Source organism: Sellimonas caecigallum (assembly GCF_019754295.1).
GTDB classification, from domain to species: Bacteria; Bacillota; Clostridia; order Lachnospirales; family Lachnospiraceae; genus Sellimonas; species Sellimonas caecigallum.
The window spans coordinates 1-16600 of sequence record NZ_VIRV01000030.1 but is presented as its reverse complement, the minus strand read 5'-3'; the positions used below and the strand labels follow the sequence as shown (position 1 = coordinate 16600).

Genomic DNA, 16600 nt, shown 5'->3' with positions numbered 1-16600 from the left:
ATAATAAGCAGGGCGGAGTTTGTTCTCACACCCTGCTTTGTGATTATCATGAATTAATCAAAGATCTTCTTCACTTTTTCTTTCAGCCTGTCCATACGCCTCTAAACCGCCTTTTCGGTAATCTTCAGATACCTGGCTATTTCATGCGTGCTGTACCCCTGGATCTTCATCAGAACGATCTGAAGGGTAAGCCTGTCCACTGTAATCAGTACATGATACAATTCCTGATTTTCAATATGATCCAGGAAATCCTGTACTGTTTTCGGTTCTGGCTGATCGGTGGATGCTGCTACGGTATCCAGATATGTACCTGTTTCCTGCACACGCTCATAATATCGTCTGTCTGAATTAAATGCCTGACGGTCATAGAGACGGATTTCTTCGATCATATCTTCGGAAACACCGCTGTCTCTTAAAATCTTTTCTTCTTTCTCTTTCCAGAGCTTCCATTTGCGCTCTGCTTTTCCATGGTTATACGCCATCTTCCTTACCTCCAATCTGATTTGTTTGAACATTCAGATTGGAAAGGGCGGAGAACGGCAGCCGATACCGGAAGAAGGCTTATCCCTTTTCCCGACAAATATCGACAAACAAAAAACCGCAAAGGCTGTTAAACCTTTGCGGCATTGAGAAAAATAAGAACTATGTTGTAGAGCTAAAACTTCTACATTAGGGGCGTGAGAGTGCCACCAGCAGCAGAAGATTTTTTGAGAGGCTATCTTCATTCCTGTATGAAATTATGTAGGTAGTTGCTGCTTTTGATAAGCAGCGGGGCGGTTGAAGCAGACCAGCACATAAAAAATCCCTCCAAACCCAAAACGGGTTCAGAGGGAAGATGCGTAATAAGGCATGATGAATCCGCCCACCGAAACACCGTTTTTTTTATTCGGTGGGCTTGTCCTTTATCTCTTTTGACAGGGCAGAAATCTCGTTTTCCTGCTTTCTAAAGGCGGCTTCTTTCAACCGTTCAAAACTTTCATTACTGATCACATGTTCTATCCGGCAAGCATCTACTTCTGCAGTTTCAGGATCAACATCTGCTGCGATAAGTTGTTCCGTAAAGAAGCAATGGCGCTCATAGATTTTTTCGGCAACCTCGCGGCCTACATCGGTCAAATGGAGAAAGTGATCTTCATCCATTGTGAGAAAGCCGCCGTCTTTCAGGGTGTTGACCGCCACACAAACACTCGGTTTTGACACTCCCATGTGCCGGGCAACATCTACGGAGCGCACCATACCCATCTTCTTATGGAGAACAAGGATGGTTTCCAGATAATCCTCCCCGGACGCATGAAGTTTCATCGCTACCTCCTTTACTGAGCCAGTTTCCAGCCGATGGCCTCCTGTCTGGCCGTCACAAAGTCGGCATACAAGCCCTTCTGCTGGATCAGCTCCGCATGAGTACCGCTCTGGACAATGTGAGCATTGTTTAACACGAGGATTTGGTCAGCGCTGCGAACGGTTTTCAGGCGATGGGCAATCATAATAATGGTCTTATCATGAGTCAGTGCCTCGATAGCTCGCTGCAATTCGTCCTCATTCTCCGGGTCAACGCTGCTAGTTGCCTCGTCCAAAATAATGATAGGCGCATTTTTCAGCATGGCGCGGGCGATGGAGATGCGCTGCTTTTCACCACCAGACAAAGTGCCGCCGCCCTCGCCGATCACAGTATCATAACCCTCCGGCAGAGCAGAAATAAAGTCATGGCAGCAAGCCTTTTTCGCTGCTTCAACCACCTGCTCATGGGTGGCGTCCGGGCAGCCAAACTTGATATTATTTTCAATCGTATCTGCAAACAGGTACACGCTCTGGAACACCATCGAGATATTCTTCATCAGACTGTCCAGTTTGAAATCCCGTACATCTGTACCGCCTATGGTAATCTTTCCGGCGTTCACATCCCAAAAACGGGCAATCAGGTTGCACATCGTTGTCTTACCTGCCCCGGAAGGGCCAATAATAGCCGTAGTCGTTTTTTCGGGAATGGTAAAGCTGACCTGATCCAGTATCTTGCGGTCTGCATACAAAAAATCCACCTTGTCAAACACGATCTTGCTGGACTTCGGCGTAATGTCCGTGCCCTTCTCGTCCATCACCGGCGTATCGTCAATGGAATTTGCCGTATCCATTGAGGCCGCCAGCATTTGGAGCAGAGAAGCCATGTTCCCGGCATTCTCCAAGTCGTTAAACACCATGAAAGAAGCAATCACCAAAATCAGACCGTAGGCCAACGGCAGGGAGCCGTCCAACCAGAACCAGACCGAGGACAAAAGCAGCAAGTCGCTGAACACTCGGACAACGGCCTGTTTGACAGCGTCATAGGGGACACTGGCTTTTGTTAATTTCAGATTGTCACTTCCGATGGGCTGATCTCACGGATACTCCAGTCATTGCCGCACACATAGTAGTCTGTGGTAAACTGTCCGTTTCCGTCGGTGGTGTAAGTGTCGATCAGCTCCTCGCTCTTATAAATGCCATAAACTGCACCGGCAAGGGAAGCATCCCCCTGGGCTGTCCCGGTTTCAGCGTCTGTCTTTGTGACAGTTACATTGAATTTTTTAAGGATGTTGGTAAAGCTGCGCTCTGTAACCTTGTTCCATTCCACCGGAGCGGTCTGGCTTGCCGGAACCACATAGCGGATGGCGGTATCTATTTCCTCAAGAACATACGGGGTATCACCGCTGATCAGAATATTTTCAAATTTTGCCACACCCTCGGCATCGGTTACAGCATACTCATCTACCGGCAAGCCGCTTAACGATGTTCCGTAGAGGTGGAACGTCACGCCCTCAACCAGACTGTCCTCGGAAGTTTTTACAACCTCAAGGCTTCCTCTTTTCAGCGTATTGTTGAAGTTAACTGTGGTGGCCTTGCCGCCGATCAGTGTAATAGTCTGGGTTTCCTGCGGCTCATACTTGTCAATGGACTGTTCCGTAATGGTGTAAGTGCCGGGGAACAATCCCTCCACAGTCAGATTGCCGTTTTCGTCTGTGGTAACAGTTTTGTTGAAGTTCTCGCCCTTGATCGTAAAGGAAATACCTTCAACAACGCCGTCCTCAGAAGTCTTGTTCAGTGCGATTGTACCGGTAGGTGTCTCCACATTCAGATATGCTTTTACTGCATCTGCATTTTCCACACCGGTCACAACATCCTGCAGGCTGGGATCACCATAGGCGATCAGTTTTGCGCTGCTGCTGACCGTTGGCACATTGCTTCTTGTGGCGGTGATTCTTACAGAACCGTCAAAGGCTGTTTCGGATGTGATCGTCAGCTTGTTGCCGGATTTGGACACACTCACTTTACTGTCGGATGTGGCAAAGGAATAGTCTGCAAGGACACCATTGTTATCCGTCAGTGTCATGGTGTATTTCCCGTCCTGATAGGAAAGTTCCTTTGTGATGTCATCCGCACCACCCGACGTAAAACTCGGAATGGTATTGTGTTTGGACAGCAGAGAAACGATCTGGTTATACACCTCGGCAGCACCGCTGTTTGGATAATTGGAACCAAAGTGCAGGCTATACGCTTTCTGACTTGTCTGCTGGTAAGATCCTGTGGACTCACGGCATCCCGTCACAAATTCCCAAACAAGAGTCTGTGTGGCAAGCCATTTCTCATCATCACTTCCCGAAAGATGACTGCGGTTTCCCTGATAGCCATAGAGCAGGGCAAGTCCTACTGCCTTTTTCTGGCTGAAAGAAAGGGCATTCCATGTCTGGGAAGAATTTTTCTTCAGGGTATTGCCTGTTTTCAGCGGTACACCCGGCTGAATGCAGAACGCATTATCGCCGTCTACATACATACGGTACTTGTAACTGCCTGTTCCGCCTGCGGTATAACCGTCAAACACTGCACTGGAGTTATAGCGCATGGCATTTCCGTTCCTGTCATAAGTGAAGTCAAAGGAAATCGTGCCAATATCTCCCGCAGCAAATGCTGTTGTCGCTGGCAGCACAGAGAAGGTTGTGACCGCAGCCATGACAAGGGCCGCAGCCTTTTTGAATAATTTGGGGAATTTCATACATTACCTCCTACTTTTTGTTTGTGAGTTTCTTTACTAACCGAAAAAAGCAGTCTATAACGACTGCCAATTTTTTTCTTTCGGATAGTTTTGGTAGTAATTAGGGGGTGAGGTGTGGAGAGGGGGAAAGCGAAAATTTGGCTATCCACACCAACAGGCAGACCTCGCCCTCGATGTGTGGCTATCGTTCCCGGTCTTTGTTTCGCTGCAGGTAGCGATTGTAAAATTCCAGCGCCTTGACAACAAAATCCGATTCCCTGCCTCTGGGAACGCTCTTGGGAATGAGCTTGGTAATCCGTTCATCACGGAAAGCAGGTTTTTCCCTCTGGTTTGGCTTTTCTTCCTGCATGATCGACTGGATAACCTCATCTGTGAGTTTTCCGTCCTGCATGAACTTTTTCATTTTGATAGCCTGTGCAAGTGACGGAGTCGCATCGTTATACTGCATGGCTTCCAGAAGGGAATACTGCTGTTCATCGGACAGATAAGAGATTTCTACCGCCGGGCGAAAAGCAATCTGCCGTTCATCTACCATCTGCAAGATTTCAGGAACAAGCTCGGTCAAGCGGATATACCTTTGGATTTGATTGCGGCTTTCTCCAACTTTTTCAGCTAACTCTGCATCAGAACGTAACTTTGTCCCCACTGGGGACGAAGTTAAATCCCTTCTTTGGCCCTGTCTGTTCATTACTTCCAGACGCATTTTATAGGCAAAGGCTTTCTCACTTGGTAAGATCGTTGATCTTTGCAGATTGGACTCGACCATCACAATAATGGCTTCGTCACGGGTCAGCTCCTTCACCTCGCATTTCAGAGTTTCAAGACCAGCAATTTCACATGCCTTTTTGCGCCTGTGGCCGCTGATAAGCTCATACCGCCCATCCTCTTTCAGTCGGTCATTTTTTGCGGACAGTTCATACATGCTATCCTTTTCTGTTCTCTGCTCCTGCGTTTGCTCTCGTTTGATTTCTCCCTCCGTATCTTCTTGGCACAAGCAGGACAATACCTTGATGCACCAGAGCCCGGGACATATTCAACGCCGCACACCGTACAATTTTTAGCGGGCATTGCTGCCCACCGTTTTGTAGGTATGATATGTAATTCATCGACAAAGCCGATGAATTTATAGTAAATCTTGATTTCCTGCTTCACTGTTCCGTCTGCCATCTTCTCACGCTCCGAAACAAGTATCTTGTCTATGAGTGCGTTTATAACTGTTGCATCCAGTTCTTTTAAGCCTTGATAATTTCGGATAAGGGCGAGGAAGTCACGGATTCCCCGTGATTTCTCGTAGCTTTCATTAAGAGTTTCCGTCACCTCTTTCAGCCTTGCTTCAATTTCAAGCTGCTCTTTCTGGTATTTCCCCGACATCATCTCAAAATTCCGCTCGGTAATACGCTCCATGACCTTATCCTCGTAGAGAGAGGAAAACAGCCTGTCCAGTTCCGCAAGGCGTTTGTTCAGCTTCTTACGTTCTTTCTCTAATGCTTTCGCCCTGCTCTGGTCTGTTTCCGTGAGCCGCTTTTCTATGGCCCTGACCGCCTTTTCATCATTCACTGCCATATCCGCAAAACAGTTGATGTCGGCAAGAACGGCATTGAATAAATCCCTTGCTTCTATATTGTGGGCACTACACTCGCTTCTTCCGTTTCTTGCATAATTATTACATGAATACTGTACACAGTCGATAATCTCTGGGCGTTTCCTCCTGTGTACGTTCATTGCCCGCAGAGCACATCCGCAGTCCACACACTTGATAACGCCTGCAAAAATATTTACAAATCCTCCCTTGTTCTGTGGAAGCCTACGACTTGTAATAAGCTGTTGGACAATATCAAATTCCTCCTGCGTGACTATTCCCTCATGGGTATTGGGTATCACTTCCCATTCTTCGGGCAGCTTAGAGGGGCGTTTCTTGCTTTTCATATTGGCGGCAATCCGTTTGTAGCCTACAAGATTTCCCGCATATATCGGGCTTCTTAAAATGCTCCTCACGCTGTTCCCACTCCAAATATAGCGTTTGTCCTCGTTCCCCTCAAAATGACGTTCAAAGCCTGTTTCGCCACGCTCCGCCGCATAAGCGGCAGGGCGTAGGATATGCTGTTTATTAAGATGTCTGCAAATTTTGGCAACTCCATTCCCTTTTAATGCAAGGTCGAATATCTCTTTTACAACATGTGCCACTTTATCATCTATCAGCAGATGGTTGTGGTCGGCAGGGTCTTTGATATAGCCATAAGGGGCGGTAGTTCCCATGAATTTCCCCTGTTGAAACCTCGCCCGATATGCCGATTTTATCTTAACAGATATGTCAGCGGCATACATTTCGTTTAAAATGTTGCGGAAAGGCGTGATGTCCATAGCAGATTTATTCAAGGTATCTACGCCGTCATTGACCGCTATATACCTCACGTTATGCTCTGGGAAGAAAACTTCCAGATATAACCCACAATCAAGATAGTTTCTCCCCAGACGGGATAAATCTTTCGTAATCACGCAGTTTATCAGACCGCTTTCAATGTCTTTTATCATATTCTGGAAACTTGGTCTTTGGAAATTTGTACCAGAATAACCATCGTCCACATACGTTTTTGCTATGTGCCATCCCTGCTTTTTCACATAATCCGTGAGGATGGATTTCTGTGTCGCAATGCTCGCACTCTCGTTATCCGTACCATCGTCTTTAGATAAGCGGCAATAAATGCCGACTAAATAGATTTTCTTTTCTTCTTTGATTCCTGCCATACTGTAAAACCTCCGTATCTGTCCTATCTGTTTTCATGTCCCATTGCGTACATTCTAAGCGGACAGCCCCTCATTGTCGAAGGTGTCGCCCTCGGCAATCTTCTTCCGAATATCCTCGGAGATAATCGGGACAAACGCTTCTGTAACGGTCTGTGTGCCGACATATTCACGGCTGATTATCATCTGCACTGGTGCTTTTGGCACGATACGCTTTCTCTTTTTATCTGCTTTCTTATCCTCGCCCATACTTAAATCTTCCTTTCCAGACAGGGCAGGGAAGAGTTTGGAAATGTCCCCGCCCTGCCAATCAGATACCATTAATCCTCGCTGTTTAATTCTTTCTGTAATGCTTTAAGGAGTGCCGCCGCTTCATCAGCGTTCAGCGTGATTCCCTTGCCGCACTTTTCACGGTTCGGGGAAAAGCTGCGGATGTCATACTTCGGCTCTTTCCCATTCCATGAAATGAGATTGATTTCCTTTGTGTAGCCACTGTCGCCCGTAGACAATACTGCGATTTCCTTTACGATTTCATACTGGATTTCTCTCATTCTCCATACCTCAACTCTCTGTATTTACTTCCCGAAAAAAGAAGATTAGCGGCTGTCACGGTTGCGTTTCCTCTGCAACTCACGCTCCAAAAGTTTGATGATGGTTTCCTCCATCTGCTTCGGCGTTGTGTTCTTCGGAAAGTATTTTTTCAGCTTGCTTGTGTTGATTTTCAAGGTTTCTTTCTGGTTGCCCTTTTCCTCCGTCATAATCGCAAATATCGTATCCATGTCAAGCCGCCCGCTCTGGCTTAACTGTTTCATCCGCTGTGCCTGTGAGAGTGAGGGCGTTGCTTCTTCGCTCTCCATCGTGGCAAAGAGGTTTTCCTGCTCGTCTTTCTTCAAGAAGGACAGTTCCACCGCAGGCGTGAGGGCGATTTTCCCCTCGTCCACCATCTGCAAAATCGGCGGTATCAGTTCCGTCAGGCGGATAAAACGCTGCACGGTCATCCTGCCCACGCCGAAGCCCTGTGCCACCTTGTCGTCCGTCCGCAACTTCGTCACAACTTGTGACGAGGTTAAGTCTGTGCGGAAACCCTGCCGCTTCATGGCTTCGGATTTCATCTTGTAAGCAAACGCCCGCTCCGATGGCAGGATATTCTCACGCTGCAAATTGCTGTCTACAAGGGTGATGATGGCTCGGTCACGGTCTAAGGGCAGGACAAACGCAGGCACGGTATTTATCCCTGCAAGTTCAGAAGCACGGACACGCCGCTGTCCTGCAATCACTTCATAACCGTCCCCGTCCTCTTTCGGGCGTGTGATTATCGGCGTGACAATGCCAAATTCCTTGATGCTTTCCGCTAACTCTGACAGTGTTTCATCTTCTGCCACATGAAACGGATTGTCGGGGAACGGGTACAAGTCTTTGGTCTTTAACACCTTAAAATCCTGTTTCTTCATTCACATATCTACCTTTCTTTCGCTCTGCTTCTATGATTTTTCTGCAATTCTTCCAACACTTCGGGCGGTATTTTTGACAGCAGCCGCCCCATCTGCTCGTTGGTTCTCTGCAATTCAAATATCTTCTGATTCGCTTTCTGCACCTTTAGTTCCTGCTCGTACTTTTCATCACGCATACGCCCCGCATAGTCTGATTCCTGCCCAATTCTCTCTTTCAAACTGTCGATATACGCCTGCTGTTTCCCGATTTCCTTAGAGAATTTCTCCACGTCTGGCAGCCATGCAGAGAGTAAATCTAACGCTTTATCCCTTTTCTTCCCTGCGTTAAAGGCGTTGATGTCGGATAGGGCAGACACGATTTCTTCATACTGTTTATCAAGCCTGCCGCCTAATTTATAGAGCCATGTGGGGACGTGTTTCCGCTTGGTTTCCATTGAGGACTGCCCCCGTTCAAGCTGATTCCACCGTGAGGACATCCGCTCATGGTAGGCGGTCTGCCACTCGGATAATGATTTCTGGTTGCCTAAGATAGCTTTCGCTGACAGCTTATTGTCTGGCGTAATCGGCACAAAGCAGAGGTGCATATGGGGCGTTCTCTCGTCCATATGGACGACAGCGGAGAGGATATTCTGCTTTCCAACACGCTCCGAAATGAAGTCAAGAGCCGTCTGGAAATACGCTTTTTGTTCTTCGGGCGGTAACTGGTTCATAAATTCTGGTGAAGCTGTGATGAGCGTTTCCACCATCATCACGCTGTCTTTCCTTGTCCTGCACCCCGCTTCGGCTACCATGCGGTTAATCTCTTTCTTGTAGGTGTACTTTGGTGGTGCTATGAGATGGTAATTGTTTTTAGAGCGTTCCATATCTATATCTGGGTTGCTTTTGTAGGCTTCTTTCTTCCGCTCGTTGTGGCGTTCACAAGCCGCAACGCCGCCCGCTTTTCGTTTCTGGAAACGCAGGATTGCATAAGGCATAGGCGGATTCCTCCTTTCTTTCGGCGGGTGACCGTCCTTTGGGGTGACAGCGGTGACGGTGGTGACAGCAGTTTTGGGATACCCCCTGCCGACTGCCGCAACTGTCACCCTCACCCCCTGCATGACGGTCATGTCGATGATGACGGTGTTTTTGGGATACCCCCCTCGCAAGAGCCGTCACCGTCATGCCGCCATTCTTTTATCCGAAGCCGTAAGGCGTAGGATAGCAGGGCACAGCCCTGCCTTAAGGGAGTCCAGAGGGAACGTCTGGCACACGACTTTGCAGGGCAAAGTGTAGTGTGTTACACCCTGTAAACGCAGTCGGAAAAATCGGAATGATTTTTCTGACCGCAGGGGTGGTTTTACACGACCGAAAAGGGCGAGTAAATCTCACGCCTGCATTTTGCGTTTACGGGGTGTTCTCCCGTAGGGATGACAGCGGCAGGGTATCCTAAAATCACTGTCACCACCGTCACTGCTGTCACCCGCAGGGCAGAGCCGCCAGCTTTACATGGCTTTAAGCGTCAATGACAGTAACAGGGGGGTATCCTAATATCGCTGTCACCACCATCACCGCTGTCACCCGCCCTCCTTGCAAGGGCAATCCGCCTGCCGTCTTTCCTGCGGCTGTACTGGTAGCAGATACGGTTCTCGCTTAAAAATGTGGTGCGGTATTCATTCAGCCATTTCGTAATCACCGTGGGTATGGTTTCCGTTTCCCCCATAGCGGCTAACAGTTCCGTTGCCGTGCCTATCCATTCTTCCTTATCCCTCATAAAATCCACCAACCGAAAAAGGACATCTGGTATCGTTTCTTTCGCAAGCTGCTCCTGCGTTTTCCGCTCCACAAGCTCCCAACGGCAATCACGGAAACGCAGCGTGTATTCCTGATAAGGCGTGTCCCTGCCCGTCACATACAGCTTGGCGGTGTCAGACGCACGTTTCTCCTTTTCCAGAACAAAGGTAGCGTCCGCACTCCCCGTTAATCCTGTCGTCCCAGACACCTTGTTGAACACGTCGCTGTCATTCTGCTTTCGGATGTGGTGTACGACAATGACCGCCAGAGAGTGCCTGTCGGCAAAGTCTTTGATGAGGGAGATGTCCCCATAGTCGCTTGCATAGGCATTGTCTTTTGAAGCTGTACGGACTTTCTGCAAGGTATCAATGACAATGAGCCTGCTGTCTGGGTAATCTTTCAGATAATCTTCAAGCTGCACGATAAGACCGTCTGACAGCTTGCAGCTTGCCACGGCAAAGTGGAGCCGCCCGCTTGCTTCGTCCGTCAAACGAAATAACCTGTCCTGTATGCGGCAGAACGTGTCCTCAAGGCAGAGGTAAAGCACATCGCCCTCCATTGTCGGCATATCCCATAAAGGGATTCCCTGCGACACGCATAAGCATAGCTTCAGCATGAGCCAGCTTTTGCCTATCTTCTGTGAGCCGCAGAACAGCGATAAGCCTGTCGGGATAAGGCTGTCCACCACAAAGGATGGTTTCTCAAGCGGTTCATAAAGGAGCGTTTCGGCGTTGACTGTCTGTAACTTCTGCATGGCTTTCCTCCTTTCGGGCGGTGTCTTTGTTTTCGTTGCACATAGGCGTTGACCTCCTTAAAAATAGATTTACTCCCACGGAAAAAAGTGAGAGTATGTAATGCCGCCAATCCCACACAAATAAAAAACAGATTTCTTTTTCGGGCGGTGTCGGTCACGGTTGGAGATATTTCTTCAATTTCCGCCTTTACTTTCTCCTTTGCAATCGCAACAGATTTCTGTATTGCCGAAGCGGTGCAATGCTCCATAGCGGCGATTTGGTAAAAATTGAACTCATACTCGTAGTAGAGCAGGAAACGCCGCCTTTGTATCTCTGGAAGGCTCCCAACCGCCTTATAGAGCGTTTCATTCCGTTCTTCCTCAACCATGCGTTCATCAAGGCTCTTAGGCACACGCAACGCCCGTCTGTAAAGGGTTTCGTCCCATACCTCGTTAAACTCCCTGTGCCGCTCGTCCCATTAGAAAAGATTCCTGTTCCTGCGCTCCATCTGCCGAAACTCCATAAAGAACTGTTCCGACACTTCCAACTCGTGGGATTTGCCCTGCCCGTCCTTAAAGCTGATAAAATACCTTGTGCCGCTTTCCGTGGATTCCTCCCGAAGCGTGTATGCCTTAACCCTGTATGCCATCCTGTTGTCCTCCTGCAAAAAATGAGTGAGGGGATTTCCATCCCTCACCCAGTAGCCCGCAGGATGGCAGGCTGTTTTAGAAGCTATAAAATTTTCCGCAGCTTCTTCCGCAGATGGTCTAACCTCGCATAGATGGCACCAGTCGTCAAATGCACAAGCGGGGCAATCTCCTTTGTGGAATACCCCTGCATTTTCAGCAGGACGATTTTCAAGGTACGCCCGTCCACCGTGACTAATACTTGATAGAGATTTTCGCTCTCAATCTCTTCCAGTAACTCCGCAACCGTACCCACTTCCGCCTGCCGCTCCCTGCCTGCCATGTCCTCAAGATATTCCGCAACGTCATTCGTCCATCGGTAAAACCGCCTGTTGGAATTGAAGTCTGCCCTGTCCGCCATGCGTATCTGCTCAATGGTCGCTTCATCAACGCCGCACTCACGCAGCAGCTTTTCCTCCGCTTCTTTCCAGATACGCCATTTCCTGTCCTCCCGTCCGTGGTTGTATGCCATTCTTACTTCCTCCAATCAGAATTGATTGAGAGGGCAGAGAAAAGCCCCCTCATCTTCCCAAAGGAAAAAACAAGGGGGCTGAACGCCTTAAATTTTAATTTTCTATTATCTTTCTTAGTTTTATTAGGATTCTGGCTTTGCGTTTGTTTACAACGCTCTGGGTTATGCCCAACCTCGCCCCGACTTCACGCTCGGAAAGTCCGTCAAAAAAGATTGCCTGTATCAGCTCCTGTTCACTATCCGACAGCAAAGGCAGGGCGGCTTTCAGCCTGTCCACCATGACCGCATTGACAACGGTTTCTGCAATGTCCACCGCTTCATCAGTGATAAAGTCCAGAGGATTCCCCTCGCTGTCCGTAAATCCGTCGAGAGATAGCAGTCTATTCTTTGTATCTAATTTTTGCAGATAACGCCACCGTTCCTTGTCACGGTAGAAGTCTGTGTATTGCTCCCTCACGACTTCAAGCAGACAGCCTTGAATGGGGATAAACAGCTTGTCCATATAGGTCTGGTCGGATTCCCTGCAACGGCAGAACTCCGTGTAGGATAATTCCACATAGCCGCCACTTTCTCTGATATATACCTTTCTTGGTGCATATTTCACCATAAATACCTCCCATCTGAATTTTTGAAATGTAAAAAATCCAGATGGAGAGGCGGAGAACGACACCGCATATCAGAAACAGCCCTACGGCACTTTCCAACAAAAATCGACAAAAGAAAAACCGCAAAGGCTCTGTGACCTTTACGGTTATAGGAAATAGTAATTCTATTGTATGGAGATTGTACTTCTACTTTCAAGGTGAGAAGTACCGTTGCACTGGCAGAAATTTTTTTAACTGGTTTCCTGCCGTTCTCTGATATGCTATGTATTGATAAATTTTGCTTCGTATGAGCAGATAGATAACTGCCCGAAAAAAGGACATAAAAAAATCCCTCCAAATTTAAAAACAAATTCAGAGGGTAATTTAGGGTATAACAAAATAACCCACCCGAATATCGTTTTTTTTATTTGGTGAGTTTGTTCTTTCAAATACGAAACAAAAAGAGCCGATGATTCGTGAATTGTTCCACAATTTCATCGGCTCTGCGTCTTAAGCGTCTGGCTCTTTGATGACAGTTATCTTCAAGTTGTCAACTTTAATCAATCTTTCTTGTCTGCATTTTGGACAATAAAGGGGATAATTCTCCAAAACAGTGTCCTTCCTAATTTTATTACGGGTTTTGCTCCCACAAACAGGACACAATATCCATTCGCATTTCATCATAATTAGTCTCTAATCCTTTCAAATCTCATTTTATATGACTTTTGCAAGCTGTTAAGCTAACTTGTGGAACATATGCCGAACCTTATCTATACGGCTATTCGGGCGGCGGGGTTGGCAAATAAATTTACCAATAGCTGGCTGGTATCCTTTTAACTCTGTCAAGCAGACTCCCTGCCCATTTGTGAAATAAGTTAAATCGTTCCTGTATTCTTGAATACATCTAGCAGGGATTTCTCCTTTCAGAATGACCTCGTCATTCTTTATCTGAGTACTTACAATATCTGCACAATACCTTGGAGCATCATGATACGCCCGTGAGAGATATTCCTGCGGTGCATAAATTTCAAAGTGGAGATATGGCTCTAATAGTTCTGTCCCTGCTTTTTTTAAAGCCTGCTCCAATACGATAGGGGAAAGCAGCCGAAAGTCTGCGGGGGTACTTACAGGACTATAATACAATCCATATTCAAAACAGATTTTACAGTCTGTCACTTTCCATCCATACAGCCCCTGCTCGCAGCCATAAAGAACCCCCTCCATAACCGCATTTTGGAACGATTGATTTAAATATCCAAGTGAAACTCTGCTTTCATACTGCACTCCGCTTCCAATAGGGAGCGGCTCTATGGACAACCCGACAGAAGCCCAGAAAGGATTTGGCGGGACTTCTATGTGGATGGTATATTCTGCTTTTCTAAGCGGTCTTTCCATATATATAACAGTAGGCTCTTTTATTTCTGCCTCCACATGATATTTTTCCTCAAGGATGGCACAAATGACTTCCATCTGCACATTCCCCAAAAAAGAAAGTATAATCTCATGCGTTGTAGTATCCACATAATATTTTAAAAGAGGGTCGCCATCTGAAATTTCTGTAAGTGCCCCAAGCAATATTTCCCGCTGTTCAGATTTCTTTACTGCAATCGTTGTTTGGAGCATAGGGAGAGGATTTTCAATAAATTTTCTCTGCGGCAACAGTATTTCGTTCCCCAAAATACTGTTTAGCTGCAAAACATCATTTGGTAAAATTACAATATCACCAGAGCAGGCTGTATCGGATGAATATAATTCACCGTTTGTCGGAACACACATCTCTGTGATTTTTATTTTCTCTTTTTCAGATATTCTAATAACATCCCTCAAATGCAATGTTCCGCTATATATACGCACATAAACAAAACGCCGCCTTTTCTCTGAATATTCAATCTTAAAAACCTGCCCGCATAGTTCAGATTGACCTTCAGGCGTTGATGAATAAAATTTACTGGCAATTACTTCTATAAGCTGCCGAATCCCCAGATTGTTTTTAGCGCTTCCGTGATAAACGGGAAATAACGTTCCGTTTTGGAATCTCCTGTTTTCTTCCTGTTCCAGTTCTGACATTTTAAACGGTTTCCCTGACATATATTTCTCTAATAGTTCATCGTTTCCCATAATTACCGCATCCCACTGTTCCATATCGTCATTGTCCGTTACATTTATATGGGGATGCTGCCCAACCTTTTGCTTCACTATAATTTCCGAAGAAAGCTTTGCTTTCATTTCCCGATATACCATTGGCAAATCAATCCCCTCTTGGTCAATTTTATTGATGAAAAAAATTGTCGGAATCTTCATTATCTGTAGTGCATGAAACAGTATACGGGTCTGTGCCTGTATGCCATCCTTTGCAGAAACTAATAATACTGCTCCGTCTAATACGGATAAAGAACGGTATACTTCCGCCAAAAAATCCATATGGCCTGGCGTATCTATAATGTTGACTTTTACATCCTCCCACTGAAAAGATGTCACTGCTGTCTGGATAGTGATTCCCCTTTGACGCTCCAAATTCATTGTATCTGTCCTTGTTGTGCCTTCATCTACGCTCCCTAGTTCTGCAATTGCACCACTGGTATACAATAAACTTTCCGTTAATGTTGTCTTTCCTGCGTCAACGTGAGCCAGAATGCCTAAGTTAATTATTTTCATGTGATTTTCCTCCTATCAACACCCAAAAAAGGGCATAAAAATACCCAGTGATAAATACTCCTATCACTGGGTAAATAACTCCAATAGCCCCAAAACACTTATATGTTTTCGGGCATATAAAATTACATGATAAAAGTATTCTTAAACTGGGTACAAAAAACTAAGCCCCATATTAAAAGTGAAACGGGACTGCTACTTTTTGTTCCCACTATCAAATTGACAGTTTATTTAAGAATACCTTGCCGCATATTTATTAACTCCTTGTATAATACTGAATCTAATTATATTCCTTAACCCTTTATTTGTCAAGCTGACAAACTAAAGCAGAAAAAGCGGCAGGATTTCCCCCTGCCACTAATCATCTGTTTATGCAAAAATAATTTCCTTTTCCACAATCTCCCTCGCACAAGCCCTTATGTTATTGAGGCATCCTGTCCATTCTAAGGCGTTTTCTGCCTTTAGCTGTTCCGTTATGCCCTGTGCCTGTTTCATACCCTCTATGAGCCTTTCAAAGCGTTCCTGTGCCTGTCTGTTGATGTCGGCAAGGTAGGCGTTTAGCCTGCCGCTTGTAAGAAGATTGGTGTATGTAACTTTACGGTACTGTTTTAGATAATCTAAATGCCGTTGCCCCCAGATGCCTATTGCCTGTTCTTCTTCGGCGGGTACAGTTAAGCACGGTATCAAATAATCCCCTTGCCTTTCGTATTTGCCGCCCAGTTCCTCAAATAATGATTTTGCCATTGTCTGTTACCTCCACATTCTTTTTTATTTTGAATGTCCGCAAAATCCGTCCTACATCAGCCGAACCGTTGCCGGGGTCATCACTCCATTTCTCTTGATGCTCTCAACAAGCTGTTCCATGTCCTCGTCCAGTAAAACTTTGAACGGATGATCTGGAAACTCGTCAATTTCCGCAATCGGAATGTCCCGTATCTTGCTCAGTTTTGCTTCCGCACGGCTTTCATCCGTCTGGAAAAGGTCATCGTATGCGGTCAGTTCGATTTTGTGTCCGTTGCTTCTCGCCAATTTCTGCCACCTCCTTTCCTAATTGTTCATAGGCAGCGGCCACCTTTCCGCTTTTGTCATAAGCAAAAATACTCTTTCCCTCTGCGGTAGCTTCTACCGCACGGATAGAATGGGGGATTTCGGTATCAAAAACCTTGATCCTTTGCCCGTATGCACTTTTCACCGAAGCAGTAATTTCTTTTGAAATGTTGGTGCGGGGCATTACCATTGTCATCAGAATACCATCTATCCTCAGTTTGGGATTGATCTGCCGCTTGACCATAGAAACCGAGCGAAGCAACAGCTCCAGACCTTTCGCAGAAAGATAGTGCGGCTGTGTTGGGATAACCACACTGTCAGCCGCCGCCAAAGCATTGATGGTAATCATGCCAAGAGAGGGCATACAGTCAATCAGTACATAGTCGTAATTCTTTTTTACCTCATTCACATAGGTTTTCAAGACACGCTCACGGCTCTTCA

16 protein-coding genes and 3 pseudogenes are annotated in these 16600 nt (G+C 46.4%); all 19 read right to left on the bottom strand.

The genetic code is table 11. The annotated features are described in order from the left end of the window. Nucleotides 1-101: 101 nt before the first annotated feature. Nucleotides 102-482 (bottom strand): sigma-70 family RNA polymerase sigma factor, encoded by a 381-nt coding sequence (locus FLB61_RS12450; protein ID WP_221920369.1) that lies wholly within the window; start codon nt 480-482, stop codon nt 102-104. A gap of 400 nt (nt 483-882) precedes the next feature. Further along, nucleotides 883-1302, bottom strand: a complete 420-nt coding sequence (locus FLB61_RS12445; RefSeq protein WP_221920368.1) for a metal-dependent transcriptional regulator — start codon at nt 1300-1302, stop codon at nt 883-885. An 11-nt stretch (nt 1303-1313) separates the two neighbouring features. Next, nucleotides 1314-2291 (bottom strand): ABC transporter ATP-binding protein, encoded by a 978-nt coding sequence (locus tag FLB61_RS12440; RefSeq protein WP_465231403.1) that lies wholly within the window; start codon nt 2289-2291, stop codon nt 1314-1316. A gap of 65 nt (nt 2292-2356) precedes the next feature. Further along, nucleotides 2357-4021, bottom strand: a pseudogene (locus FLB61_RS12435) (SpaA isopeptide-forming pilin-related protein); the annotation flags it as partial. Nucleotides 4022-4202: 181 nt separating this feature from the next. Continuing rightward, a complete protein-coding gene (locus FLB61_RS12430) occupies nt 4203-4943 on the bottom strand; it encodes a ParB/RepB/Spo0J family partition protein (protein WP_246599236.1) in 741 nt (246 codons plus the stop codon). Beyond that, nucleotides 4910-6766: a recombinase family protein gene (locus FLB61_RS12425; protein ID WP_001820670.1), complete on the bottom strand. Its 1857-nt coding sequence runs from the start codon at nt 6764-6766 to the stop codon at nt 4910-4912. The genes FLB61_RS12430 and FLB61_RS12425 overlap by 34 nt, the downstream gene beginning before the upstream one ends. A 54-nt stretch (nt 6767-6820) precedes the next feature. Next, nucleotides 6821-7012, bottom strand: coding sequence for a hypothetical protein (locus tag FLB61_RS12420; RefSeq protein ID WP_001820669.1), 192 nt, complete (start codon nt 7010-7012; stop codon nt 6821-6823). Nucleotides 7013-7083: 71 nt separating this feature from the next. Continuing rightward, nucleotides 7084-7314, bottom strand: a complete 231-nt coding sequence (locus FLB61_RS12415) for a YdbC family protein (RefSeq protein WP_001206986.1) — start codon at nt 7312-7314, stop codon at nt 7084-7086. A 45-nt stretch (nt 7315-7359) separates the two neighbouring features. Continuing rightward, nucleotides 7360-8214, bottom strand: coding sequence for a ParB/RepB/Spo0J family partition protein (locus FLB61_RS12410; protein WP_000743700.1), 855 nt, complete (start codon nt 8212-8214; stop codon nt 7360-7362). Between the two features lie 8 nt (nt 8215-8222). After that, a complete protein-coding gene (mobV, locus tag FLB61_RS12405; RefSeq protein ID WP_001820668.1) occupies nt 8223-9188 on the bottom strand; it encodes a MobV family relaxase in 966 nt (321 codons plus the stop codon). A 517-nt stretch (nt 9189-9705) separates the two neighbouring features. After that, nucleotides 9706-10738: pseudogene (locus FLB61_RS12400) on the bottom strand (AAA family ATPase). 154 nt (nt 10739-10892) lie between these two features. Continuing rightward, a pseudogene (locus FLB61_RS12395) lies at nt 10893-11367 on the bottom strand (RNA polymerase sigma factor). A gap of 83 nt (nt 11368-11450) precedes the next feature. After that, nucleotides 11451-11876, bottom strand: coding sequence for an RNA polymerase sigma factor (locus tag FLB61_RS12390; RefSeq protein WP_000323895.1), 426 nt, complete (start codon nt 11874-11876; stop codon nt 11451-11453). Nucleotides 11877-11970: 94 nt separating this feature from the next. Next, complete coding sequence (locus FLB61_RS12385) at nt 11971-12480, bottom strand: sigma-70 family RNA polymerase sigma factor (protein ID WP_105116765.1); 510 nt, start codon at nt 12478-12480, stop codon at nt 11971-11973. A 490-nt stretch (nt 12481-12970) separates the two neighbouring features. Next, complete coding sequence (locus FLB61_RS12380; RefSeq protein ID WP_004614788.1) at nt 12971-13141, bottom strand: cysteine-rich KTR domain-containing protein; 171 nt, start codon at nt 13139-13141, stop codon at nt 12971-12973. A 54-nt stretch (nt 13142-13195) separates the two neighbouring features. Continuing rightward, entirely contained in the window at nt 13196-15115 is a 1920-nt protein-coding gene (gene tet(O), locus FLB61_RS12375) for a tetracycline resistance ribosomal protection protein Tet(O) (protein WP_000691758.1), read from the bottom strand. Nucleotides 15116-15481: 366 nt separating this feature from the next. Then, on the bottom strand, nt 15482-15856 hold the full coding sequence (locus FLB61_RS12370; RefSeq protein ID WP_001129922.1) for a TnpV protein: 375 nt from the start codon (nt 15854-15856) through the stop codon (nt 15482-15484). Nucleotides 15857-15907: 51 nt separating this feature from the next. Beyond that, complete coding sequence (locus FLB61_RS12365; protein WP_465231402.1) at nt 15908-16141, bottom strand: ParB N-terminal domain-containing protein; 234 nt, start codon at nt 16139-16141, stop codon at nt 15908-15910. Next, on the bottom strand, nt 16095-16600 hold a 506-nt coding region (locus FLB61_RS12360; protein WP_221920367.1), incomplete at its 5' end, for a ParA family protein. The genes FLB61_RS12360 and FLB61_RS12365, both read right to left, overlap by 47 nt.

Excerpts from the sequence above, each read along its gene's own strand:
- FLB61_RS12390 (WP_000323895.1), bottom strand. The coding sequence starts at position 11,876 with ATGGCATACAACCACGGACGGGAGGACAGGAAATGGCGTATCTGGAAA.
- FLB61_RS12430 (WP_246599236.1), bottom strand. The coding sequence starts at position 4,943 with ATGTATGAACTGTCCGCAAAAAATGACCGACTGAAAGAGGATGGGCGG.
- FLB61_RS12445 (WP_221920368.1), bottom strand. The coding sequence starts at position 1,302 with ATGAAACTTCATGCGTCCGGGGAGGATTATCTGGAAACCATCCTTGTT.
- FLB61_RS12410 (WP_000743700.1), bottom strand. The coding sequence starts at position 8,214 with ATGAAGAAACAGGATTTTAAGGTGTTAAAGACCAAAGACTTGTACCCG.
- FLB61_RS12420 (WP_001820669.1), bottom strand. The coding sequence starts at position 7,012 with ATGGGCGAGGATAAGAAAGCAGATAAAAAGAGAAAGCGTATCGTGCCA.
- FLB61_RS12425 (WP_001820670.1), bottom strand. The coding sequence starts at position 6,766 with ATGGCAGGAATCAAAGAAGAAAAGAAAATCTATTTAGTCGGCATTTAT.
- FLB61_RS12370 (WP_001129922.1), bottom strand. The coding sequence starts at position 15,856 with ATGGCAAAATCATTATTTGAGGAACTGGGCGGCAAATACGAAAGGCAA.
- mobV (WP_001820668.1), bottom strand. The coding sequence starts at position 9,188 with ATGCCTTATGCAATCCTGCGTTTCCAGAAACGAAAAGCGGGCGGCGTT.
- FLB61_RS12450 (WP_221920369.1), bottom strand. The coding sequence starts at position 482 with ATGGCGTATAACCATGGAAAAGCAGAGCGCAAATGGAAGCTCTGGAAA.
- FLB61_RS12380 (WP_004614788.1), bottom strand. The coding sequence starts at position 13,141 with ATGAAATGCGAATGGATATTGTGTCCTGTTTGTGGGAGCAAAACCCGT.
- FLB61_RS12415 (WP_001206986.1), bottom strand. The coding sequence starts at position 7,314 with ATGAGAGAAATCCAGTATGAAATCGTAAAGGAAATCGCAGTATTGTCT.